Consider the following 21,688-nt stretch of genomic DNA (forward strand, 5'->3'; position numbering starts at 1 on the left):
ATAAGGTGCTTTATAATTGTTCCGGTGGTGCTGATGCTTGACCAGCTGGCCCGGGTGGCGCGCCTGTACGATTTTTACGGTCCCCTCCTCACCCCACGACAGAGGAAATGGTTGGAACTTCATTACCACCATGATCTTTCCCTGGGGGAAATAGCTGAAGAAGAGGGGATCAGCCGCCAGGCCGTGTACGACGGTCTGCAGCGGGCCGTCAAAGCCCTGGAGGATTATGAAGCCCGCCTGGGTTACCTGCAGCGGGAATTAACCTTACGGGAACAGCTGGCGGCAGCCATCAGGCATCTGGAAAACTACCGCCGGGGTGGCGGGGAAGGGGAACTGGCCGCAGTTTCCCGGATATTGCAACTTCTTCTAGAACTGCCGGAAGGCAGCATGGGGCAAAATTAGATACGTAGGGGAATATTGAGCCGGCAGGGCAAACCGGGGGTGAAAAAGGTGGCTATCTTCGCTTCGTTGGCCGATAAGCTCCAGGAAACCTTTAAAAAACTGCGTGGGAAAGGTAAGCTCACCGAGGCGGATGTTACGGCCGCCATGAGGGAGATTCGACTTGCCTTACTGGAAGCCGACGTTAACTTTAAAGTGGTTAAGGATTTCATCAACCGGGTCAAGGAGCGGGCCGTCGGCCAGGAAGTAATGCAGAGTCTCACCCCCGGGCAGCAGGTAGTTAAGATCGTCCATGAGGAATTGACGGCCCTCATGGGCGGCAGCGAGAGCAAAATCAACTGGGCCGCCCAGCCGCCGACGATCGTCATGCTGGTAGGCCTGCAGGGCGCCGGCAAGACGACCACGGCCGCCAAACTGGCCAGACTTCTGCAAAACCAGGGGCGGCGACCCCTGCTGGTGGCCGCCGACGTCTACCGGCCGGCAGCCATCAAGCAACTCCAGGTACTGGGAGAACAGTTAAAGGTACCCGTATTCAGCATGGGGGAAGGGATAAGTCCCGTCGACATTGCCCGTGCCGCAGTAGAGCATGCCCGCAAATACGGCAACAACCCGGTTATCCTGGATACCGCCGGCAGGCTGCATATTAACGAAACAATGATGGCCGAATTGGTGGCTATTAAGAGAGCGGTCGATCCCCACGAAATTCTCCTGGTGGTAGACGCCATGACCGGCCAGGATGCCGTGCAGGTAGCTTCTAATTTTAACCAGCAACTCGGCCTTACGGGTGTAATCCTTACTAAGCTTGACGGCGATACCCGCGGCGGCGCAGCCCTTTCGGTACGGGCGGTAACCGGGTGTCCGATAAAATTTATCGGCATGGGCGAGAAAACCGATGCCCTGGAAACCTTCCATCCGGATCGCCTTGCTTCCCGCATCCTGGGGATGGGGGATGTTTTAAGCCTCATTGAAAAGGCCCAGGCCAATCTTGACGTTGAAAAGGCCAAAGAACTCCAAAGGAAGATACGTCAGCATGAATTCACCCTCGAAGATTTCCTGGAACAGATGAAACAGATGCGGAAGATGGGTCCTTTGGAGGAGATTTTAAGCATGTTGCCGGGGGCCGGGAGAATTAAACAGCTTAAGGATCTTCAGATTGATCCTAAGGAATTGGTTCATACCGAGGCCATCATCCAGTCCATGACCCCGGAGGAACGCCGCAATCCGAGTATAATAAACGGCAGCCGCAAAAAGCGCATCGCCGCCGGCAGCGGTACCCGGGTGCAGGACGTAAACCGCCTGCTGCGCCAGTTTGAAGAAGCCAAAAAGCTGATGCACTTTTTGGGAGAAGGCGGTGGTAAAATGAAAAAGAAAGGCCGCCTGCCCTTTCCATTTTAGAAGGAGGTGATGTCAGTGGCGACCAAGATACGTTTAAAACGCATGGGGGCCAAAAAAGCGCCTTTTTACCGGGTGGTAGTCGCAGATTCACGTTCGCCCCGCGACGGCCGGGTGATTGAAGAGATCGGTTACTACAATCCCGTTAAACAACCTGCCGAAATTAAAGTCGACGAAGAAAAAGCCCTGCGTTGGCTGAATACCGGTGCGCAGCCTTCAGAAACCGTACGCGCTCTCTTGAAAAAAGCTGGTGTGTGGCAGAAATTTATTGCTGCCAGGGAAGCCAAATAGAGGGGGAGTTTAGGTGAAGGAACTGTTGTTAACTTTGGCTCAGGCCTTAGTAGATCATCCCGAGCAGGTCAGCGTCAACATGGTGGAAGGAGAAAAATCGGTTATCCTTGAACTCAGAGTGGCCCAAGAAGATATGGGCAAAGTAATCGGCAAACAAGGGCGCATCGCCCGGGCCATACGCACTTTAGTCAAGGCCGCGGCAGCCCACCAGGGCAAACGCGTCGTGGTGGAGATTATCCAGTAACAATGACAGAAGAGAGGATCGGCGTCGGTAAAATCGTGGCCCCCCACGGTGTCCACGGGGAGGTCAAGGTTGAACCATGGACCGACTTTCCCGAGCGCTTCCGCCCCGGGCTTAAGTTGTTGCTGCAGCTCGGCCTGGAGACCCGGAGGGTGACCGTCGCCGGGGCGCGTCCCCATGGGCGCCATTTACTTCTCAAACTTGAGGAAGTAAACGACTGTAATAGCGCCGAAGCTTTACGCGGGGCGGTGCTTAAAGTGGAACCCTGGGAGGTGGAACCCCTTCCGGAAGGACATTATTATATATTCCAGCTCTTGGGGAGCCGGGTCTATTCTACCGACGGCGAATTCCTGGGAACTTTAACCGACGTCTTGGCCACCGGCGCCAATGACGTTTATGTGGTTAGAGGTAACAACTATAAGGAGATACTTTTGCCTGCCTTAAAAGACGTGGTACTTAAAATCGATGTATCCCGGAAGGAAATCATCGTCGCCCTGCCGCCGGGTTTGCTTGACTAGGAGGCGGTTCCCGTGCGGGTTGACGTACTTACTATATTCCCTGAGATGTTCTCCAGTTTTTTAAATACCAGCATCATCAAAAGGGCGCGGGAACAGGGCCGTTTACATGTAAACCTGGTCGATATCCGGGATTACGCTAGAAACAAACACCGTAGCGTCGATGATTATCCCTTCGGCGGCGGACCGGGGATGGTCATGATGGCCGAACCGATTTTTTTGGCGGTAGAAAGCCTGTTACCGCAAGAAGGGGCGGAGCGGCCGCCTGTTATCCTCATGTCACCCCAGGGCGAAGTTTTCAACCAGGAGCTGGCCGCCGAACTGTCCCGGGAAAAACATCTCATCCTCATTTGCGGCCATTATGAAGGCGTAGATGAACGCGTCAGACAATTTCTGGTCAGCCGGGAAATTTCTATTGGTGATTACGTTTTAACCGGCGGCGAGCTGCCGGCCATGGTCGTCATTGATGCCGTAACCCGCTTATTGCCGGGCGTACTTGGCGATCCGGTCGGGGCGCTGGAAGATTCTTTTGCCATGGGCCTTCTAGAGTATCCCCAGTACACCAGGCCGCGATCTTTTCGCGGAATGGAGGTGCCGGAAGTATTATTGTCCGGCAACCATGAAAAAATAAGGCAGTGGCGGCGCCGGCAGGCATTAGAGCGAACCTGGCGACGGCGACCTGATTTGCTGGCGAAGTTGAGTTTAAGTCCCGAAGATCGGCGCCTTTTAGATGAAATTATTAAAAATAGCCGGGAAAACAGCGGAAAAACCTATTAAAGTTGTTTCCAGAGATCTAACTATGGTATAATATTCGCTGTGTTAGTGCAGGAAAGGAGGGGTTGCGGTGAACAACATTATCGAAGCCCTGGAGAAAGAACAAATGCGTTCTGACGTACCCGATTTTCGGCCGGGAGACACCGTAAGGGTGCATGTTAAGGTCATCGAGGGTAACCGGGAGCGCATTCAGGTTTTCGAAGGTACGGTTATCGGCCGCCGGGGAAGGGGCATAAATGAAACCTTCACAGTCCGCCGTGTTTCCTATGGGGTGGCGGTAGAGCGGATTTTTCCTATACACTCACCACGCATTGAACGCATCGAAATTGTAAGGCGCGGTAAGGTGAGAAGGGCAAAACTTTATTACCTGCGGGGTCTTTCCGGCAAAGCCGCCCGGATTAAAGAGGAAAGATAACATAGCCACACAACGGGACTGGTATTTAATCAGTCCCGTGTTTAACTAATAGGGGGCGTTAACCGTTGGAAGATACCGAAAAGGCTACGGCGGAAAGCAAAGCTTCGCCCTGGTGGAAAGAAATATTACAGTCCCTGGTGATTGCCGCCGTCTTAGCCCTAATCATTCGCAGTTTTCTTTTCACACCCTTTTATATCCCTTCCCCGTCCATGGAACCGACCCTTTACCCGGGGGACCGCATCATCGTTAACCGCCTTGCCTATCGCCTTGGGGACCCACAACGCGGTGATATAGTAGTCTTTCGCTACCCCCTCGATCCGAGCAGGGACTTGATTAAGCGGGTAGTGGCCATAGGAGGCGATACGGTAGAGGTCCGTAATAATGTTTTATATATAAATGGCAAGCCCCAAAATGAAGCAGACTATCTGCCGCCGGGTGTCGTTTACAGCGACTTCGGTCCTGTTAAGGTGCCGGCGGGCAGCTATTTCATGATGGGCGATAATCGCAATAACAGTGCCGACAGCCGGGTATGGGGTACCCTGGAAAGGAAATTCATTATCGGCAAGGCCGTCGTCATCTACTGGCCGTTAGACCGCATCGGATTTATCAGGTAGGTGGCATTATGCCGTCGGGCTTCAAATCCTTCCTCCCGTATCTTAAAGTGGTCGACGTTGTATTGGAAGTGGCCGACGCCAGGTTACCTGTTTCCAGCCGTTTTTCAGGCCTTAATAAAATTTTGCAAGGTAAAGCGCGGATTTTGGTTTTAACTAGATGCGATCTCGCCGATCCCGCAGTAACGGCTGAATGGCTGCAGATTTTTAAGAAAGAGGGCATGACGGCGGTAGCTGTTGATGCCCGTAGGGGTGAGGGGATAGCTACCTTACAACGGCATTTGGCCGCCATGGCCGGGGAAAAAAAGTTAAAGCTTGCTGCCAGGGGCTTAAAAATGCGGCCGCTGCGCCTCATGGTAGTAGGAATACCCAATGTAGGCAAATCCTCCCTTTTAAACCGCCTCGTAGGACGCGGGGCGGCCCGAACGGGAGATCGCCCCGGGATAACCCGTGGTCCCCAATGGGTTCGTCTGGGTAACGAATTAGAAATCCTCGATACTCCTGGTGTTATAGGAAAAGGCCGCGAGGAAGGCGGGGGCATCTTGTGGCTGGGGGCAATTGGCTGTATCGCAGAAAGTTCTCTCATGGCAACGGATACAGCCAACGTCATCTTACAGTTTTTACTCACAGTAGCCCCGGAACGCCTGCAAGAGAGGTACGGCATTACTGAAGAAGAAATGGGAAGCGCCGATTTGCTTGAAATCATCGGTCGGCGCCGGGGCTTTCTCTTGGCCGGAAAAAAAATCGATCAGGAAAGGACCGCCATGGCCGTGATTAACGATTTTCGCGAAGGCCAGTTAGGGCGATATACCCTGGAGCGACCTTAATGCTATAATGTTTTTGAAAAATGATGTGCCAAAAGTCAAAAAACTTACCCGGTCCATGAAACAGGGAAGGTGAAGATTGTGCCGGAGGGAAAAATCGCCGTAGTAATTGCCGATGATCACCCACTGGTACGGGAAGGTATCCGCAAGATTTTAGAGTTAGACCCAAATATCCATGTAGTAGCCGAGGCCGGCGACGGCCGGGAAGCCGTCGCTTTAGCCCGGCGCTATCGCCCGGACGTAATTTTAATCGATATAAACATGCCAGGCTTAAACGGCATTGAGATCACTAAAATTATCCGCCGGGAGCTTCCCCGTACCGGCATTCTGGCCCTGACCATTCATGATGATGAAGAATATATCATTGAATTGCTGAAGTGCGGGGTTACCGGCTATATACTTAAAGACATCGGCGCCGATGAACTAATAAAGGCCGTATTGCAGGTGGCCCGCGGCTACCAGGTAATTCATCCAGGCATTGCTCCCAAGGTAAGGGATTATCTGCAAAAAAAAGAAGCGTCTTTTAGCCTACAATCGGAAGAACTGCCGCTGACACCAAGGGAACGAGAAATCTTAATCCAGGTGAGCCTGGGGAAATCCAATCGGGAGATCGCCAGGGACTTGTATATCAGCGAAAAAACGGTAAAAAACCATTTAACAAATATATTTCATAAAATTGGCGTGAGCGATCGCACGCAAGCGGCCCTTTACGCCTTGAAACACGGTTTAAGTGATGGTAAGCTAATATAGGTGAAAAAAGTGGCGGGGGATTTGACGGGAAGACAGTCCCTTTACATTTGGGAACGGCGTCTGTGGTACCAGGGTGTCCGCCTCATCGCCGGTGTTGATGAAGCCGGTCGCGGTCCCCTGGCGGGACCGGTTACGGCGGCGGCCGTAATCCTGCCTCCCGATATAAATATTACCGGTCTGGCTGATTCCAAAAAGTTGTCCCCGGCAAAGCGGCAGGAGCTCGCGGTAATTATTAAAGAAAAAAGCCTGGCCTGGGCCATCGGGTGGGCCTCGGTGAAAGAAATCGACTGTTTGAACATCCTGGTTGCTTCCCGGTGGGCCATGTGGCGGGCTCTAACGTCCCTGCCCTTAAAACCCGAACACGTTTTGGTAGACGGCTTCCCTTTGCCGGGGCTAAGGGTGCCCCAGACGCCCCTGGTAGGAGGCGACGGATTGAGCGCCTCCATAGCCGCGGCTTCTATCCTGGCCAAGGTGGCCAGGGATGAATTAATGGCCATCTATGATAATGTTTTTCCCGGTTACGGTCTGGCGGAAAACAAAGGGTATCCTACAAAAGAACACCGTCGCGCCCTTGCCTGCCGGGGTCCGAGCGCCGTACACCGTTTAAGTTTTAAATTCCGGAGTATTCAAAAGCAGGAATTACCATAAATATGGCGAATATGTTAATGAGTATTGCTTAAGTTCAAATTCCTGGACCTAAAATGGGAAGGGGGGATCAAGGTGCTGCAGCAGTATGGTATAGTAGCTGTTTTTCTGGTGGGAGGAGCCTTAACGGCCGTTGCCGCCCTGGCAATGAACTGGCTAGTGCGGCCAAAAGAGAAGGCGGTGGGGGATAAGCTTGCCACCTACGAGTGCGGCCTGGAAACCCAGGGACCGACATGGGTCCAGTTTAAAGTAAGCTATTTTCTTTATGCCCTTGTTTTTTTATTGTTTGATGTAGAAACAGTCTTTTTATACCCCTGGGCGGTACGTTTTCAAATGCTGGGTCTGTTCGCCTTTGTTGAGATGCTTATTTTTATAGCCATACTGGTAATTGGTTTGTGGTACGCATGGAAGGAGGGTGCCTTGAAGTGGCTGTAGTCAGATTAAGGCCGCCGGAACCCCAGGTTCCCGATAACATCATCCTGTCCACGGTGGATTATATGCTGAATTTCTGCCGGGCCCATTCCTTCTGGCCGCTGACCTTCGGTTTGGCCTGTTGCGCCATAGAAATGATGGCGGCCGGCGGCGCCCGGTATGATGTAGCCCGTTTCGGCTATGAAGTATTCAGGCCGTCGCCGCGTCAGGCCGACCTGATGATCGTTGCCGGGACGGTAACTAAAAAAATGGCTCCCCTGGTGCGCCGTCTCTATGAGCAGATGCCGGCGCCAAAATGGGTTATCGCCATGGGGAGCTGTGCCATTAGCGGCGGGCCCTTTGTCGATTCTTATAACGTCGTACCGGGAGTGGACACCATTGTGCCGGTAGATGTCTACGTGCCCGGATGTGCGCCACGACCGGAGGCCCTAATCAACGGCCTGCTGACATTAAAGAAGAAAGTCATCAACCCGAAAGCGGTGCTGGTGAAATAAAATGAACAAGCTCATAGAGGAATTAAAGGGCCTATTTCCCGGAGTGCAAGGGGAAGAAGGCATTGATATGCCGACTCTGGTTGTACCGGCCGACCAGCTGTTGGCGCTTATGGAAGAGTTGAAGCAGCGTCGCGGTTTTAATTTTTTAAGTGACCTAACGGCAGTCGATTTTAAAGCAGAAGACCGGATAGAAATGGTATACCATTTACTGGCCGTTCCCGGAGGCGAAGCTTTGAGGGTCAAAGTAAACCTCAGCCGCCACGAGGCAGAAGTGCCCTCCCTGACGTCCCTCTGGCCGGCCGCCGACGTACAGGAGCGGGAAGCATACGACCTCATGGGCGTTGTATTTAAAGGTCATCCCAATTTAAAACGGATTCTCTGTCCCGATGACTTTGAAGGGCATCCCCTGCGTAAGGATTTTAAATTGAATAGCGGTAAAGAAGGGGGGGAATAAGGGATGGCTGCAGTCGAAAAAGACCTAATGACTCAGGAAATCGAGATCAATATGGGCCCCCAGCATCCCAGCACCCACGGCGTCTACCGGGCCCTTTTAACCCTGGATGGTGAAAAAGTAGTCAAGGTAGAAAATATCATCGGTTACTTGCACCGGGGAATAGAAAAGTTGGCCGAAGACCGCACCTACACCCAGTTTATTCCCTACACCGACCGGCTGGACTACCTGGCAGGAATGCTCAACAATCTGGGGTATGTCCAGACGGTGGAAAAGCTGATGGGTGTTGAAGTGCCAGAGCGGGCCGAATATCTGCGCATCATCATGGCCGAGCTATCCCGGATAGCCAGCCACCTGATTATGATCGCCTCAATGGCCCTGGATTTATCGGGGTGGACGGCATGGTTCCCTCCATTCCGGGAAAGGGAAAGGATCCTCGACCTCTTTGAAATGACCTGCGGCTCCAGACTCACGGTCAGCTATATGCGTATCGGTGGTGTGGCCGCCGACATACCGCCGGCCTTTTTACCGAATCTGGAAGCCTTTTTAAACGACCTGCCCCAGATGATCGACGAAGTGAACGGGTTAATCACGGGAAATGAAATTTTTCAGGCGCGGTGCCGGGGGGTAGGAAAAATCGATTTAGAGACGGCCCTCGCCTACGGCATAACGGGTCCCAACCTCCGCGCCTGCGGACTGCCCTTTGACCTGCGCAAAGCGCGGCCCTACGGCATATACGACCGTTTTGAATTCGATATCCCTGTTTTAAACAACGGCGACAGCTACGACCGCTTCGTCATTCGCCTTTTAGAGATCGAGCAGAGCGCCCGCATTATCCGCCAGGCAATGGCAGGGCTTCCCGACGGTCCGGTGATGGCCAAGGTACCGCGGGTGATTAAACCGCCCAAGGGCGAAGTGTATCACCAGATCGAAGGAGCCAAAGGGATTTTAGGGTATTATCTCGTAAGTGACGGCGGCAATAAACCATATCGTTTGCACATTCACAGCCCCTCCTTTGTCAATCTGGGCGCCCTGCCTAAAATAAGCGAAGGCGGTAATATCCAGGATTTTGTAGTCAACATTGCTTCGATAGATATCGTACTGGGCGAAGTCGACCGGTAAGTAGAGTTTTGCATTAAGGGAGAGGATAGATGGGCTATGGAAAACATCTTCACCGGCACGGCCGCCTTTATAGAGGGGCTTCTGGCCGGGGCACCGTCATGGGCCCGGACCATAACGATGGGGCTCCTGTATCTAGTGGGCGTCCTGGCCTTTATATTCCTTAACGCCCTGTATTTAATCTACCTGGAACGCAAAATAAGCGCCTATATGCAGCAGCGCCTGGGGCCCAACCGCTTTGGCCCCCGCGGCCTGTTTCAGTCCATTGCCGACGCCGTCAAGCTCCTGGGAAAGGAAGATATTATCCCCCAGGGAGCCGACAGGTGGGTTTTTATCCTGGCGCCGATTATCATCTTTATACCTGCGGTTATGGTCTATGCCATTATACCCTTTGGTAAAGGCATGATCCCCGTAGATTTGAACATCGGCGTCTTCTACTTCCTGGCGGTGGCTTCTACCACGACCATCGCCATATTAATGGGAGGATGGGGGGCTAACAACAAGTACGCCCTGCTGGGCAGCATGCGCTCCGTGGCCCAGATGGTCAGTTACGAAATACCGCTGACCTTTTCCATACTGGGGGTAATAATGCTGGCCGGTTCCCTGCAGACCTCAGCAATTGTTGCCGCCCAGGAAAAGGTATGGTATATTCTGCTGCAGCCCCTGGCTTTTCTCATCTACTTCATTGCCGCCACGGCGGAAATAAACCGCGCTCCCTTCGATCTGGTAGAAGGAGAGCAGGAGATTATTGCCGGTCCTTATACGGAATATACCGGTATGCGCTATGCCCTCTTTTTCCTTTCGGAATACTCCAACCTGGTTAGCGTCTCGGCTCTGGCCGTGACCCTTTTTCTGGGGGGCTGGCACGGTCCGTGGCTGCCGTCGTGGTTATGGTTTTTGATCAAAGTCTATATAATGATCTTTATCTTTATGTGGGTACGCTGGACCTTCCCGCGTATTCGTATTGACCACCTGCTGAGCTTTAACTGGAAGGTGCTTTTGCCCCTGTCCCTGGCCAACATCCTGGTGACGGGCGTGGGAATCAAGATCTACCAGCTGTTGACCCTGGGGAGGTGGTAGGATGTTTGGGCAAGGTTTACTAAAAGGTTTGAGTGTCACCTGGCATTTCTTATTTGGTAAAGCCATCACCGAACAGTATCCGGAACGGCGGCCCAACCTGCCTCCGGCTTCCCATGGGTCGTTGTATCTGGAAAAGGAAAAGTGTATTGCCTGTGGCCTCTGTGCCAGCGCCTGCCCCAACCATGTCATTACAATTGAAAGCGAGCGCGATGAGCAAAAAAAGCGCCGGCTTACCGGGTACCGGGCAAAACTGGGCCAGTGTCTTTTCTGCGGCCTGTGCGTGGAAAGCTGTCCCCAGGACGCCTTGCACTGGAAGCCCGACTTTGAACTGGCGTGTTATCGCAATGAAGATACCGAACAGGATCTCCTGGCCGGTCCGGCAGCGGAGGTGAAAAAAGGTGCCTGAGGTAAACACCCTTGTATTCTGGTTGTTGGCGATTATCACCATCGCCTCCGCCCTTGCCGTCGTATTTTTAAAGAACATCGTTCACAGCGCGTTATATCTGGTGCTGACCTTTGTCGGTACCGCCGGGCTGTATATCCTATTAAACGCCGAGTTTCTGGCGGCGGTGCAGATTCTCGTATATGCCGGTGCTATAGCCGTACTGTTCGTCTTTGCCGTGATGCTTACCCGTCGCGGCGATATCCGGGCGAGCAATCCCTTTAACGTCAATTACCTAGCTGCGGGTGTGGTTTCGCTGGCCCTGTTTGTCATAATCGCCCTGGCAACAGGACGCATGACCTGGGTAGGTGTCTCCGGCCAGCCTCCGAAAAGCAACGTCGGGGCCATAGCCGAGGCTTTTCTGGGCCCCTGGGCCATTCCCTTTGAGATAGCGGCCGTGCTCCTTCTGGTAGGCATGGTCGGAGCCATCCTCGTGGCGAGGGGAGGGAAGGGGGAAGAATGATTACACTGACCCACTACCTTGCCGTAGGCGGTCTTCTCTTTTGCATCGGCCTTTTCGGTGCCCTGGCTAAAAAGAACGCCATCGCCGTTTTAATGGGTATTGAACTCATGCTCAATGCCGTCAATATCAATCTGGTGGCCTTCAACCATTTTCTCCAACCGGCGCAGGTAACGGGACAAATCTTTGCCATCTTTGTAATCGTTGTCGCCGCGGCGGAAGTGGCCGTCGGCCTGGCCCTGGTGATCAACATTTACCGGCGCCGTCTGGACAGCAGTGTGGACGACCTTGACTGGTTGAAATGGTAATTTGTCATAAGGCAGGTGATACCCCGTGATCAAATATGCGTGGTTGATACCAGTATTTCCCGCCGTCGCATTTCCTGTAATCGTCTTCCTTACCCGTAAAGTGCGTCCTCTAAGTGCCCTGGTGGCCATAGCCGCCATTGCGGCAAGCTTCGTCATGGCCGTAGGCGTGCTGCGGGAAGTGCTGCTACTAGGCATAACCATGGAGCAGCCAGTAGAGTACGCTTTACCCTGGCTGCACATTCCCGAAATATTAAAGATCGAAGCTGGGGTACTTATCGATCCCCTAACGGCAGTAATGCTGTTAGTAGTAACCCTGGTGGCCCTGCTGGTCGAGATCTACTCGGTAGGGTACATGCACGGCGACCCGGGATTTTCCTCCTTCTTTAGTTATCTGTCCCTGTTCAGCGCTTCCATGTTAGGCCTGGTGCTGGCCAATAACTACTTCATGATCTTTTTCTTCTGGGAACTGGTAGGACTGTGCTCTTACTTGCTCATCGGTTTCTATTACCATAAACCCGAAGCCGCACGGGCGGGTCTGAAAGCCTTTGTCACCAACAGGGTGGCCGACTTCGGCTTTATGCTCGGCTTTTTCTTCCTCTTTGCCATGTTCGGGACCTTTAATTTCCGCGAACTGGCCGAGGCCATACCCGGCTATCAAAACACCGCCTTTTTAGCCCTGGCGGCGGCCCTGGTTTTTGTCGGCCCCATCGGTAAGTCGGCCCAGTTTCCCCTCCACGTCTGGCTCCCTGATGCCATGGAAGGCCCTACACCGGTGAGCGCCCTTATCCACGCCGCCACCATGGTGGCCGCCGGCGTTTATTTGCTGGCGCGGGCCTTTGTCCTCTTTGCCAGCCTGCCGAACGTCATGCTTTTGGTGGCTTATGTCGGCGGCTTTACGGCTCTGTTTTCCGCCACCATTGCCGTGGTCCAGCGGGACATCAAGCGCATACTCGCCTACTCGACCATGAGTCAGCTGGGCTATATGGTAATGGCCATGGGCGTCGGCAGCATGACGGCCGGCATGTTCCACCTCATGACCCATGCCTTTTTCAAGGCCCTGCTTTTCCTGGGCGCCGGCAGCGTCATCCATGCCCTGGAGGAGCAGGATATTTTCCGCATGGGCGGCCTGTATAAAGATATGAAGATAACCACGACGACCTTTGTCATTGCCGCCCTGGCCCTGGCGGGCATACCGCCCCTGGCAGGTTTCTGGAGTAAAGATGAAATCTTGGCCGCCACCTTTGATCACGGCTATACCGGCCTTTATATCCTGGGGACCCTGGTCGCTTTCCTAACGGCCTTCTATATGTTCCGGCTGATTTTTGTGGCCTTCTTCGGCGAGCGCCGTGCCGGCCTCCACGGCCATGAATCCCCTTTGACCATGACAGTGCCGCTAATTATCCTGGCCGTGCTTTCGGTAGTAGCCGGCTTTGTAGGAACGCCCTTTACTAGCCACGGCTTCAGCACCTTCGTGTATTTTGGCGAACCGCACCACGTAGAACCCAACTATGCCGTTATGCTCCTTTCCATCGTTGTCGCCCTGGCGGGTATAGGACTGGCCTGGCTTTTCTACGGTCGTCCCAGCGACATACCGGAAAAGCTGGCAGATCGTTTTCGTACCATCTATACCCTGCTAGTAAAGAAATATTATATCGACGAAATTTATACGTGGCTCTTCCGCCGCGTCGTGTTGGGAGTGTCGGAAGCCTTTAATTGGAACGACCGGCACGTAGTCGACGGCATCTTTGACGGCATCGGCGATCTCACCCGTCTTTCAGGGCGGCAGCTGCGCCTGATCCAGACGGGGAACCTGCAGACCTACGCCCTGGTTATCTTTACGGCAGTAGTTATCTTCGCCCTCTGGATGGCGGCGCCGGTGTTAGGAGGTGTAGTCCAGTGAATTTTCCCATTCTGACGGCCATCATGCTGGCGCCGGTGGTAGGCCTCCTTTTCATCCTGCTGATTCCGGAAAGGGAAGAGCTGACGATTAAAATCACCGCCGCTGTCGCTACCTTTGTGTCCCTGGCGCTGTCCGTTGTGGTTTACGTTCTCTATGACTATGGCAAAGGCGGCCTGCAGTTTCTTCAGGACGTACACTGGGTGCCGACTTTCGGTATCAACTATTCCGTCGGGGTCGACGGAATAAGCGTGCCTATGGTGCTTTTAACGGCCATCGTCATCTTTACCGGCGTCTTTGCCTCGTGGGACATGACCAAACGGGTGAAGGAATTTTTCATTTTCCTCCTCATGCTTGTGACGGGCGTATTTGGCGTCTTCATTAGCCGCGACCTCTTTTTCTTCTACCTCTTCTTTGAAGTAGCGGTGATTCCCATGTACCTGTTAATAGGTATCTGGGGAAGCACCCGGAAAGAATACGCGGCCATGAAGCTGACCCTGTATCTCCTCGTCGGCAGCGCCTTCGCCCTCATCGGCATTATTGCCACTTTCTTGTATGCTTCGCAGCAGTTGGGCCATGCCACCTTTGACATTCAAACCTTGGCCACGGTGAAATACGATCTGGGCTTCCAGAAATTTGTCTTCTTCCTCATGTTAATCGGCTTCGGCGTGCTGGTACCCATCTGGCCCCTGCACCTCTGGTCACCGGACGGCCATGTGGCCGCGCCGACGGCCGTCAGCATGCTCCACGCTGGCGTTTTGATGAAGCTGGGTGCCTATGGTCTCATCAGGGTGGGCATTTTCCTCTTCCCGGAAGGGGCCAAATACTGGGCTCCCTTGATAGCCGTTCTCTGTATCGTAAACGTTGTCTACGGCGCCATGATCGCCATGGTGCAGAAAGACCTGAAGTTCGTCATCGGCTACAGCAGCGTCAGCCATATGGGCTACGTCCTTTTAGGTATAGCCTCCCTTAACACTTTAAGCCTCAATGGGGCAGTGGCCCAGATGTTCGCCCACGGCATTATGACGGCCCTTTTCTTTGCCCTGGTCGGTAATGTGTACCATAAAGCCCATACCAGGGAGATCGCCCGGTTCGGCGGTCTGGCCCACCAGATGCCGCGGGTGGCGGCCGGTTTCCTCATCGGCGGCCTGGCCTCCCTGGGCCTTCCCGGCCTTAACAACTTTGTGGCCGAGTTCCTGATTTTTATGGGTTCCTTCACCAGGGAGCAGGCCATAATGGGCGGTATCCTGTCCTACCGCATCTTGTCGGTCCTGGCCATTTCGGGTATTGTTATCACCGCTACCTATGTTTTGCGGGTTGTGAAGAACACTTTCTTTGGCCCGCGCAAAACCGAGTGGGATCACCTGGAGGATGCCCATGGCGTGGAAATGGTCCCCATTGTCGTTCTGGTGGCCACCCTCATCCTTTTTGGCCTGCTGCCCTCCCTCCAGGTCGATGTGATTAACAGCGGTATAGCCCCGCTCGTGGCAAAAATCGAGGCTGCGAAGGCGATTGGGGGTATCTTTTAATGGCAAACCTGCAGTTGCTAACGGTGGAAATATTAACGGCGGTTCTCGGGCTGGGGCTTCTGGCATTAGGACTTTTGGTACCCAAAAGCGACCGGAGGGGCATAGGCTATGTAGCCGCCGCCGGTCTGGCCGCCATTATGGTGGTTGCCTTCAGCATGCGCGAAGCTACGGGTGTAGTCTGGGGCGGTTATATAATCGATCCCTTTGCCACCTATTTCAAGGTGCTGTTCTTGGCCGCCGCCCTTCTAACTGCAGTATGCTCCTTTGAGTATGTAGAAAAGATGGGTTTAAATCAGGGTGAATATTACGCTCTGCTGGTCATGGCTACCCTGGGGATGATGGTCCTGGCTTCCGCCGGGGAGCTCATCAGTCTGTACCTGGGGCTGGAATTGATGACCATTACCTTCTGTATCCTGGCGGCCTACCGCCTTGACGACGCCAAATCCGCTGAAGCAGGGGTCAAGTACGTCCTTCTGGGAGCCATGTCGTCGGCCATTCTCCTCTATGGTTTAAGCCTTATATATGGTGCTAGCGGTACCACGGTAATTAAGGAGATAGGGCAGGCGGTGGCGGCCAGCGGCGCCGGTCCGGCCCTCCTGCTGGGTACCATTTTTGTCCTGGCCGGCTTTGCCTTTAAAGTAACGGCTGTGCCTTTCCACATGTGGTCGCCCGACGTTTACGAAGGGGCACCGACACCGATTACCGGTTTCCTATCGGTGGCTTCCAAAGCGGCAGGCTTTGCCGCTCTGATCAGGGTTTTCTTCGGTGCCCTCCCGGACCTGCATGAATTCTGGGTGCAGCTTTTCATCGCCATGGCAGTCCTTACTATGGTGCTGGGAAACCTGGTGGCCATTCCGCAAACAAATATAAAAAGGCTTTTGGCTTATTCCAGTATATCCCAGGCCGGTTATCTCCTCTTAGGTATAGTTTCCTTCTCGGTGCTGGGTATCGGGGCCGTAATGTATTATGCCATGCTCTACGTGTTCGGCAATATGGGGGCCTTTATGGCCGCTACGGCCTTTTACAACAACGACGGGAGCGATACGATTAAGGATTACGCCGGCCTGGCCCGGCGGTCGCCCCTGGTGGCGGCGGTCATGCTTTTCTCCCTTTTGTCCCTGGCCGGAATACCCCCTATGGCCGGTTTCGTCGGCAAGTTGTACTTGTTTATGGCCATCATATCCCGGGGTTATATCTGGCTGGCCATCCTCGGCATCCTCATGAGCATGGTGTCCGTCTACTACTACCTGCAGGTGGCCAAGGCCATGTACCTTGGGAGCCCGCCGGAGGGGAGCAGCACGGTACGCGTGGCACCGGGGTTGCAGGTGGCCATGATCGTCTCCCTGGTGATCCTCTTCCTTCTCGGCATTTACCCGACGCCTTTGACCAATTATGCCATGAACTCGGCGGTAGCCTTCTTTATGCCGTAAGGCACGCCGGGGTGAACCGCTATGACCATGACGCGGCGGCGGCGCGGCCTGCAGGGGGAGGCAGCCGCCGCCGCCTTTTTGGAAAATATGGGTTACCGCATTTTGGAACGCAACTTTCGCTGCCCCCTCGGGGAAGTTGACATCATTGCCGCCGACGGAGATGAGATTGTTTTTGTCGAGGTGCGGACTCGCTCCAACAACGCTTTTGGTACTCCCCAGGAGTCCGTCGATAGACGCAAACAAACGCGCCTCCGCCGTTTGGCCGCTTATTACTTGAACGGACGCGGTTTGTCCGGGCACCCCTGCCGCTTCGATGTGGCTGCCGTGCTGATGGACCGGCAGGAGAGGATTATTGATATCGAAGTCATCAAAGGCGCATTTTAAGAAAAGTAAAGCCAGGGAACAATTCCCTGGCCTTTTTCATTTGGTAAACAACCGGTCGGCCACCCGATCCTGAAGAAAGACGCCGTCCCGGTACGTTTGGCGTGAAGAACGTTCGAAGAGGTTGTGACCTTCCTCACGACAGCGCGGGCAGGCATCGCGGGGGATAAATATGGCCAGAACATGACTGCCCCTATCGGTACGCGAGTCAATCCAGCTGAGACCGCCGCAGGCATGGCAGACCAGGGTTGTTTCTTCCTGGTTTTCCAGGAGACCTTCGGTATCATAGTAGATTTGGCGCCTGCGGCTGATTTCTTTTTGATCACGGATAAATTCTTCCCGCAGCTCATCGCGGCGCCGCCAGGCCTGATAGGTTTCTTCGCATAGGCGGGCGATGTAGTCCCTGACCTTAGGGGACTGGGCAACGCGGGCGGGGTTGTAGTCAGGTTCCCGGACGTAGGTGTAATCGAGGCCGGCCATGGCCAGGATAATACCAACATTAACATAGGGAAGTGCTCCTTCAATGGAGTAGCCGCCTTCCAGAACGGCGATATGGGGCTGCAGACGGTCGTTTAAGCGGGCATAGCCCTGGGCGGAAAAACGCATGTTGGTGATGGGATCGGTATAATGGTTATCCTGGCCGGCTGAATTAATGATGAGATCTGGCTTAAAATCATCCAGAACGGGTAGGATGCAGTGTTCCAGGGCATAAAGAAAACCTTCTTCGCCCGTCTCTGGGGGCAGGGGCAGATTTAAATTGTAGCCGAAGGCGTTGGGCCCTCCAAACTCGTTTAGAAAGCCAGTGCCCGGGTAGAGGGTACGCCCGTCCTGGTGGATGGAAATATAGAGGGTATCGGGGTCATGCCAGTAGATGTCTTGGCTGCCGTCACCGTGGTGGCAGTCGGTATCGACGATGGCAATGCGTTTATTACCGTAATGACGGCGGAGATATTCGATCATTATTGCCTCGATATTTATGGTGCAGAAGCCGCGGGCGCCGTGGACGATGCGCATGGCGTGATGTCCGGGCGGACGGACTATGGCAAAGGCCCTGTCAACCTCGCCTTTAAGAACAGCCTCGGCGGCCACAATGGCCCCGCCTGCGGCTATCAGGTGGGATTCGGTGACACGGCTCATGACGTCGGGGACGCAGACGTGAACTCTTTCCACATCGGCCACTGCTGCCAAATGCGGCCGGTACTCGCGAATGCCTTCGATATCTAAAATACCTTCTTCCAGGACCTGGTCCTGGGTGTAAAGGAGGCGTTCTTCGCGTTCGGGGTGGGTGGGACTGATGGCCCAGTCAAAGGCCGGAAAGAATACCAGGCCTATACGGCGGCTGGCTTTATACATGGTCCCCATCTCCCTTCAGGGGTATTACCCGCGGCTTGACTTGAGCCTTGATGCGGATGTTTTTTCCGGTAGTGTAAAAACCGGATACCATATTAAAGACCTGTTCTTCTATAATTTCCAATTTGTCTTCTTCTACCTCCCGAGTCAGACGTGTGTAACGGCTGCGCAAAAGCTCCAGGGCACGTTTTTTCGCTTGTTCGAGGTTATAGCTGCCTGGGATCCTTTCCCTTATACCTTCTTCTGGTACGGTAAGCACACCTTCTTCGGTATCGGCTAACAGGGTCAATTCCGTAGTAGGACGACTTAAAGCCGCACCGACGGCATTGGCCACGCCCGCCAGGTCGGGTACAATTACCGGAAGGGCGAAGGCCTTTTCCAACTCCGGTGCAAGAAGTGGTGCCGGAGCGCCAATGGCAATGACCTGTGCAGGTTTTATTTGTCTACCTTCAAGTACTTCGCGAACGGTGTAGACGGGACGGTCGTTGATCTTATCCAGGAGGGTCCGGCAGCAGCGGGCAATTTCTTCCGCCATCTGACGTAAGACGACGGTGGCCGCACTTTCCGGTGACAATCCCAGTTCGTCACCCAGTTTGGTGAGGCCCCGGCGCGCTAAGGTTTTATCACCCACATCGAGGCGACCCAGGGTGATAAGGGCGTCGGTAGGAGTGACGGTCGGTCCGCCCAGGGCCAGGGCCGGTCCTCGGCGTTCGGGGCCGATGGTTAAACGTCCTTCTTTACTATTGACGCAGCTGTCGCCGCCGAGGCCGAGGGAATGACTGAAGAGGGCACGAACTAGGGTGGGAAAGCCGGTAAGGGTAATACCCTGCGGCTCAAAAAGGGGCACGCCGCCGGCCAGAAAGGCTATATCCGTGGTGGTACCGCCAATATCAAGGATGACAGCATCTTGTTCCACCGGCATCAGGGCTAGGGCACCCATGATGCTGGCGGCCGGACCGGAGAGGATGGTTTCAACGGGTCTTTCCTGGGAGGCCTCTATGGTCATGGTACCGCCGTCGGCCTTTAGGATATGGGGCGCAATGGTCAGCCCCTTTTGCATGACGAAATCCGTTATGGCTGCCGCAAAGGACCTGTAGGTGGCGGCGACGGCGCTGTTAAGATAGGCGGTAAAAACCCGCCGGGGGAAGTTTAACCGTCCCGATAGGCGGTGACCCAGGGTAATGAAGTCGTACTCGACCGATAAAGCCTCCTTTATGGCCACTTCGTGTTCCGGGTTGCGCGTCGAAAATTTCCCGACAATGGCCAGGTGGCGGATTCCTGCCCTTTGCAGCTCCCGGTCGGCGTTTTTAATCTCGGCCTCCACTAGGGGGCTTGTGGGGCGGCCCCGGTGGTCGATGGACCCCGAGAGGATAAAATTTTTTTGCCCGCAGGTGAGTACGGCGGGATTCATGCCCGGCCCCGGTTCCAGGAGGAGACCGACAGGGCTGGTACGCCCGGTAATAACGGCATTGGTGCAGATAGTTGTACTCAAATTAATGCTTCTGACGGCGTCAAGGTTAATCCCTGCCAGGAGGGCTTCCAGGGCCCGGCGAATGGTACCGACAAAATCGGCCGCGTCGGTGACTGTTTTGTAGTGGCGCGAAACGCGCCCTTTTTCTATAAGGACGGCGTCGGTATGGGTACCACCCATATCCAATCCTACAAACATTTGCCTCGCCTCCAGGTTTATTTTAGAACTTCGAGCCGGAGGTTGCAAGGATTACGCCAGTGGTAAAGTTTCTTTTTCGCTAACAGAATTTAACTTGAAAACAAAAATAAAAATAGTATATTTAAGCTTGTAAAATAGACCAGCAAGTCTTTTAGACGATACCCCGGCATATCTATTAATAACAGGCGGTCCGTCCATGCCGGTGAACCTGTTAGTGAGGTGAAGAGGATTTGCCCACCACCCCCCGGCTAACCAATCTCTATAGCAAGGTTATCCTGGACAAAGAAGAGCAGTTCAGCACCGTAACCATCGAAGCTACTGCCCCACCTCCCGTAACAATCTCCTATCCCCAACCAGATACCTGCCGAGTTACCTTACGGGCCATCCTGAATATGTATCCCGGTTCCCTATATGTCCAGGATGGCATTATCCGGGAAGTAACGGTCGTGGCGGGTGATGATGAGGTTTCCTTTCTCATCGGCCTTGATGCGGCCGTCCGGGCAGATCTGACAGTGATGGAAGGCATGCCGTGTCGGGTGGTGCTCCGTTTCAGTCGTCGGCCCCTGGTAGATTTTTACCGTGATAAGCTGATAGTCCTCGACCCGGGCCACGGTGGGAGTGACGGCGGCTGGCGGGGGCCAGTCAACCTTTGGGAACGGGACATGGCCTGGAAGACCGCCCTGGCCCTGGCGAAGATTTTGGAGGGCTTCAAAGCCAGGGTGCTCTGGACCCGCGGGGAACAGGAAAATCCGAGTTGGGAGGAACGCCTGCAGAAAGTTACCGCCTCTACATTTTGTTTTATCAGCGTCCATGAACACGGGGAGGCGGATGCCGGTCTGCGGGGGACGGCCGTCCGTTACAATCCCAATTGTCGGGGCAACGATGAACTGGCGGTCCGGGTCTTAGAAAGGATCGTCGCGAGGGTAAAGACACCTTCACGGGGTGTTACCGCCGATGAGGAACTGACCCGCCTTGGAGAGGTGCCGGGCCTGAGGCTGGAACCGGTGGCCATAACCAACTGGGTCGATGAAGGCTTATTGCGCAACCCCTATTTCCATCAAAAGGTAGCCCTGGCTACTGTCGTGGCGATCAAACAATATTTCCAGCGGGGGAATAGAACTTATGGCCGGGAATAAAGGGAAAATAATCTATGATAAAGTGCCCGTCCGTACTCATATCATCATGGAAAACGAGGATATAGTAGAATTGGCCCGGAAATACAGCGTCGGTATAGCCGAACCTGGCGACGTTATTTGCCTGGCGGAAAGCGTAGTCGCTATTACCCAGGGGCGGGCGGTTCTGCCGGAGACGGTGCGCCCCGGCAGGCTGGCCCGTTTTTTAAGTCGTTTTCCCGGCAAAGACGGGAGCCTCGCCACGCCGCCGGCCATGCAGCTGGCCATTGAGGAAGTGGGGACGTTACGCATTTTGGCCGGTTGTGCCGCGGCGGCAGTCGGCCGTCTGCTCAAAAAGAAAGGTTTGTTTTACATAGTGGCCGGGCGGCAGCTGGCCCTCATCGATGATATAGCCGGAACCATGTATCCATTTGAGCGTCATATAGTGCTGGGACCAAAGGATCCGGAACGGGTGGTGTGGAATATAAAGAAGGCAACCCGGGCAGAGGCCGTGATTGCCGATGTTAATGATAAGGGTTGTGTCGATATTCTGGCCATTACGGATAAGAGTTTAAAGGATAAAGTGATTGAAGCTTTGAAAGACAACCCTTTCGGCAATGAGGACGAACAAACTCCCGTAGTTATATTGAAACGCCGCAAAGCATCGCCCCACTAAG

General features: G+C 54.2%; 27 protein-coding genes. 25 read left to right on the plus strand and 2 right to left on the minus strand.

Going from position 1 to position 21,688, the window contains the following annotated elements:
* Nucleotides 1-33: 33 nt before the first annotated feature.
* The 23 genes from ylxM to MHFGQ_RS05210 all read left to right on the plus strand — a co-directional run bounded on the left by ylxM (nt 34) and on the right by MHFGQ_RS05210 (nt 16,883).
* On the plus strand, nt 34-402 hold the full coding sequence (gene ylxM / locus MHFGQ_RS05100; protein WP_106004890.1) for a YlxM family DNA-binding protein: 369 nt from the start codon (nt 34-36) through the stop codon (nt 400-402).
* 48 nt (nt 403-450) lie between these two features.
* Nucleotides 451-1,794, plus strand: coding sequence for a signal recognition particle protein (ffh, locus tag MHFGQ_RS05105; RefSeq protein ID WP_106004935.1), 1,344 nt, complete (start codon nt 451-453; stop codon nt 1,792-1,794).
* A 15-nt stretch (nt 1,795-1,809) separates the two neighbouring features.
* On the plus strand, nt 1,810-2,082 hold the full coding sequence (gene rpsP, locus MHFGQ_RS05110) for a 30S ribosomal protein S16 (RefSeq protein WP_106004891.1): 273 nt from the start codon (nt 1,810-1,812) through the stop codon (nt 2,080-2,082).
* Between the two features lie 13 nt (nt 2,083-2,095).
* Nucleotides 2,096-2,326: a KH domain-containing protein gene (locus MHFGQ_RS05115; protein ID WP_106004892.1), complete on the plus strand. Its 231-nt coding sequence runs from the start codon at nt 2,096-2,098 to the stop codon at nt 2,324-2,326.
* 2 nt (nt 2,327-2,328) lie between these two features.
* Complete coding sequence (gene rimM / locus MHFGQ_RS05120) at nt 2,329-2,841, plus strand: ribosome maturation factor RimM (protein ID WP_106004893.1); 513 nt, start codon at nt 2,329-2,331, stop codon at nt 2,839-2,841.
* A 45-nt stretch (nt 2,842-2,886) separates the two neighbouring features.
* The gene (trmD, locus tag MHFGQ_RS05125) at nt 2,887-3,615 is read left to right on the plus strand and encodes a tRNA (guanosine(37)-N1)-methyltransferase TrmD (protein ID WP_425463821.1); all 729 of its coding nucleotides are present in this window, start codon (nt 2,887-2,889) and stop codon (nt 3,613-3,615) included.
* A 103-nt stretch (nt 3,616-3,718) separates the two neighbouring features.
* Nucleotides 3,719-4,027 (plus strand): 50S ribosomal protein L19, encoded by a 309-nt coding sequence (rplS, locus tag MHFGQ_RS05130; protein ID WP_245907809.1) that lies wholly within the window; start codon nt 3,719-3,721, stop codon nt 4,025-4,027.
* A 65-nt stretch (nt 4,028-4,092) separates the two neighbouring features.
* Nucleotides 4,093-4,641 carry a signal peptidase I gene (gene lepB / locus MHFGQ_RS05135; protein WP_106004896.1) on the plus strand — a complete coding sequence of 183 codons (549 nt, stop codon included), beginning with the start codon at nt 4,093-4,095 and terminating at the stop codon, nt 4,639-4,641.
* Nucleotides 4,642-4,649: 8 nt separating this feature from the next.
* Entirely contained in the window at nt 4,650-5,465 is an 816-nt protein-coding gene (ylqF, locus tag MHFGQ_RS05140) for a ribosome biogenesis GTPase YlqF (RefSeq protein ID WP_106004897.1), read from the plus strand.
* A gap of 78 nt (nt 5,466-5,543) precedes the next feature.
* The gene (locus tag MHFGQ_RS05145; protein WP_211292860.1) at nt 5,544-6,212 is read left to right on the plus strand and encodes a response regulator; all 669 of its coding nucleotides are present in this window, start codon (nt 5,544-5,546) and stop codon (nt 6,210-6,212) included.
* A 9-nt stretch (nt 6,213-6,221) separates the two neighbouring features.
* Nucleotides 6,222-6,860, plus strand: a complete 639-nt coding sequence (locus MHFGQ_RS05150) for a ribonuclease HII (RefSeq protein WP_245907807.1) — start codon at nt 6,222-6,224, stop codon at nt 6,858-6,860.
* Between the two features lie 72 nt (nt 6,861-6,932).
* Nucleotides 6,933-7,292, plus strand: a complete 360-nt coding sequence (locus tag MHFGQ_RS05155; protein WP_106004938.1) for an NADH-quinone oxidoreductase subunit A — start codon at nt 6,933-6,935, stop codon at nt 7,290-7,292.
* On the plus strand, nt 7,262-7,783 hold the full coding sequence (locus MHFGQ_RS05160; RefSeq protein WP_170066200.1) for an NADH-quinone oxidoreductase subunit B: 522 nt from the start codon (nt 7,262-7,264) through the stop codon (nt 7,781-7,783). Before MHFGQ_RS05155 ends, MHFGQ_RS05160 begins: the two co-directional genes overlap by 31 nt.
* Before the next feature lies 1 nt (nt 7,784).
* Nucleotides 7,785-8,237 (plus strand): NADH-quinone oxidoreductase subunit C, encoded by a 453-nt coding sequence (locus tag MHFGQ_RS05165; RefSeq protein ID WP_106004899.1) that lies wholly within the window; start codon nt 7,785-7,787, stop codon nt 8,235-8,237.
* Between the two features lie 3 nt (nt 8,238-8,240).
* A complete protein-coding gene (locus MHFGQ_RS05170) occupies nt 8,241-9,356 on the plus strand; it encodes an NADH-quinone oxidoreductase subunit D (RefSeq protein WP_106004900.1) in 1,116 nt (371 codons plus the stop codon).
* 36 nt (nt 9,357-9,392) lie between these two features.
* Complete coding sequence (nuoH, locus tag MHFGQ_RS05175; RefSeq protein ID WP_106004901.1) at nt 9,393-10,433, plus strand: NADH-quinone oxidoreductase subunit NuoH; 1,041 nt, start codon at nt 9,393-9,395, stop codon at nt 10,431-10,433.
* 1 nt (nt 10,434) lies between these two features.
* Entirely contained in the window at nt 10,435-10,839 is a 405-nt protein-coding gene (locus MHFGQ_RS05180; protein ID WP_106004902.1) for a NuoI/complex I 23 kDa subunit family protein, read from the plus strand.
* The gene (locus MHFGQ_RS05185) at nt 10,832-11,338 is read left to right on the plus strand and encodes an NADH-quinone oxidoreductase subunit J family protein (protein ID WP_106004903.1); all 507 of its coding nucleotides are present in this window, start codon (nt 10,832-10,834) and stop codon (nt 11,336-11,338) included. Before MHFGQ_RS05180 ends, MHFGQ_RS05185 begins: the two co-directional genes overlap by 8 nt.
* The gene (nuoK, locus tag MHFGQ_RS05190) at nt 11,335-11,643 is read left to right on the plus strand and encodes an NADH-quinone oxidoreductase subunit NuoK (protein WP_106004904.1); all 309 of its coding nucleotides are present in this window, start codon (nt 11,335-11,337) and stop codon (nt 11,641-11,643) included. The genes MHFGQ_RS05185 and nuoK overlap by 4 nt, the downstream gene beginning before the upstream one ends.
* Nucleotides 11,644-11,668: 25 nt before the next feature.
* Nucleotides 11,669-13,543: an NADH-quinone oxidoreductase subunit L gene (nuoL, locus tag MHFGQ_RS05195; protein WP_106004905.1), complete on the plus strand. Its 1,875-nt coding sequence runs from the start codon at nt 11,669-11,671 to the stop codon at nt 13,541-13,543.
* A complete protein-coding gene (locus MHFGQ_RS05200) occupies nt 13,540-15,069 on the plus strand; it encodes a complex I subunit 4 family protein (RefSeq protein ID WP_106004906.1) in 1,530 nt (509 codons plus the stop codon). The genes nuoL and MHFGQ_RS05200 overlap by 4 nt, the downstream gene beginning before the upstream one ends.
* Nucleotides 15,069-16,499, plus strand: a complete 1,431-nt coding sequence (locus tag MHFGQ_RS05205) for an NADH-quinone oxidoreductase subunit N (protein WP_106004907.1) — start codon at nt 15,069-15,071, stop codon at nt 16,497-16,499. The genes MHFGQ_RS05200 and MHFGQ_RS05205 overlap by 1 nt, the downstream gene beginning before the upstream one ends.
* A gap of 21 nt (nt 16,500-16,520) precedes the next feature.
* Nucleotides 16,521-16,883, plus strand: coding sequence for a YraN family protein (locus MHFGQ_RS05210; RefSeq protein WP_106004908.1), 363 nt, complete (start codon nt 16,521-16,523; stop codon nt 16,881-16,883).
* 36 nt (nt 16,884-16,919) lie between these two features.
* Here the strand turns inward: MHFGQ_RS05210 and MHFGQ_RS05215 are convergent, their stop codons facing one another.
* Entirely contained in the window at nt 16,920-18,233 is a 1,314-nt protein-coding gene (locus tag MHFGQ_RS05215) for a histone deacetylase family protein (RefSeq protein ID WP_106004909.1), read from the minus strand.
* Nucleotides 18,226-19,899: a hydantoinase/oxoprolinase family protein gene (locus MHFGQ_RS05220; protein ID WP_106004910.1), complete on the minus strand. Its 1,674-nt coding sequence runs from the start codon at nt 19,897-19,899 to the stop codon at nt 18,226-18,228. The genes MHFGQ_RS05215 and MHFGQ_RS05220 overlap by 8 nt, the downstream gene beginning before the upstream one ends.
* Nucleotides 19,900-20,129: 230 nt before the next feature.
* On the opposite strand from MHFGQ_RS05220, the gene MHFGQ_RS05225 reads away from it, so the two are divergent.
* Both MHFGQ_RS05225 and MHFGQ_RS05230 read left to right on the plus strand, forming a co-directional pair.
* Complete coding sequence (locus tag MHFGQ_RS05225) at nt 20,130-21,035, plus strand: N-acetylmuramoyl-L-alanine amidase family protein (protein ID WP_106004911.1); 906 nt, start codon at nt 20,130-20,132, stop codon at nt 21,033-21,035.
* Nucleotides 21,022-21,687 carry a coenzyme F420-0:L-glutamate ligase gene (locus MHFGQ_RS05230; RefSeq protein WP_106004912.1) on the plus strand — a complete coding sequence of 222 codons (666 nt, stop codon included), beginning with the start codon at nt 21,022-21,024 and terminating at the stop codon, nt 21,685-21,687. Before MHFGQ_RS05225 ends, MHFGQ_RS05230 begins: the two co-directional genes overlap by 14 nt.
* The last annotated feature ends 1 nt before the right edge of the window (nt 21,688 follow it).

The sequence above is a fragment of the Moorella humiferrea genome (assembly GCF_039233145.1).
Lineage (GTDB): Bacteria > Bacillota > DSM-521 > Neomoorellales > Neomoorellaceae > Neomoorella > Neomoorella humiferrea.

What these genes read in the sequence shown, in the direction of transcription:
- ylxM (WP_106004890.1), top strand. Translation starts at nt 34, where the DNA reads ATGCTTGACCAGCTGGCCCGGGTGGCGCGCCTGTACGATTTTTACGGT.
- rimM (WP_106004893.1), top strand. Translation starts at nt 2,329, where the DNA reads ATGACAGAAGAGAGGATCGGCGTCGGTAAAATCGTGGCCCCCCACGGT.
- trmD (WP_425463821.1), top strand. Translation starts at nt 2,887, where the DNA reads ATGTTCTCCAGTTTTTTAAATACCAGCATCATCAAAAGGGCGCGGGAA.
- rplS (WP_245907809.1), top strand. Translation starts at nt 3,719, where the DNA reads ATGCGTTCTGACGTACCCGATTTTCGGCCGGGAGACACCGTAAGGGTG.
- ylqF (WP_106004897.1), top strand. Translation starts at nt 4,650, where the DNA reads ATGCCGTCGGGCTTCAAATCCTTCCTCCCGTATCTTAAAGTGGTCGAC.
- MHFGQ_RS05160 (WP_170066200.1), top strand. Translation starts at nt 7,262, where the DNA reads ATGGAAGGAGGGTGCCTTGAAGTGGCTGTAGTCAGATTAAGGCCGCCG.
- MHFGQ_RS05165 (WP_106004899.1), top strand. Translation starts at nt 7,785, where the DNA reads ATGAACAAGCTCATAGAGGAATTAAAGGGCCTATTTCCCGGAGTGCAA.
- MHFGQ_RS05170 (WP_106004900.1), top strand. Translation starts at nt 8,241, where the DNA reads ATGGCTGCAGTCGAAAAAGACCTAATGACTCAGGAAATCGAGATCAAT.
- nuoH (WP_106004901.1), top strand. Translation starts at nt 9,393, where the DNA reads ATGGAAAACATCTTCACCGGCACGGCCGCCTTTATAGAGGGGCTTCTG.
- MHFGQ_RS05180 (WP_106004902.1), top strand. Translation starts at nt 10,435, where the DNA reads ATGTTTGGGCAAGGTTTACTAAAAGGTTTGAGTGTCACCTGGCATTTC.
- nuoK (WP_106004904.1), top strand. Translation starts at nt 11,335, where the DNA reads ATGATTACACTGACCCACTACCTTGCCGTAGGCGGTCTTCTCTTTTGC.
- MHFGQ_RS05205 (WP_106004907.1), top strand. Translation starts at nt 15,069, where the DNA reads ATGGCAAACCTGCAGTTGCTAACGGTGGAAATATTAACGGCGGTTCTC.
- MHFGQ_RS05210 (WP_106004908.1), top strand. Translation starts at nt 16,521, where the DNA reads ATGACCATGACGCGGCGGCGGCGCGGCCTGCAGGGGGAGGCAGCCGCC.
- MHFGQ_RS05215 (WP_106004909.1), bottom strand. Translation starts at nt 18,233, where the DNA reads ATGTATAAAGCCAGCCGCCGTATAGGCCTGGTATTCTTTCCGGCCTTT.
- MHFGQ_RS05220 (WP_106004910.1), bottom strand. Translation starts at nt 19,899, where the DNA reads ATGTTTGTAGGATTGGATATGGGTGGTACCCATACCGACGCCGTCCTT.
- MHFGQ_RS05230 (WP_106004912.1), top strand. Translation starts at nt 21,022, where the DNA reads ATGGCCGGGAATAAAGGGAAAATAATCTATGATAAAGTGCCCGTCCGT.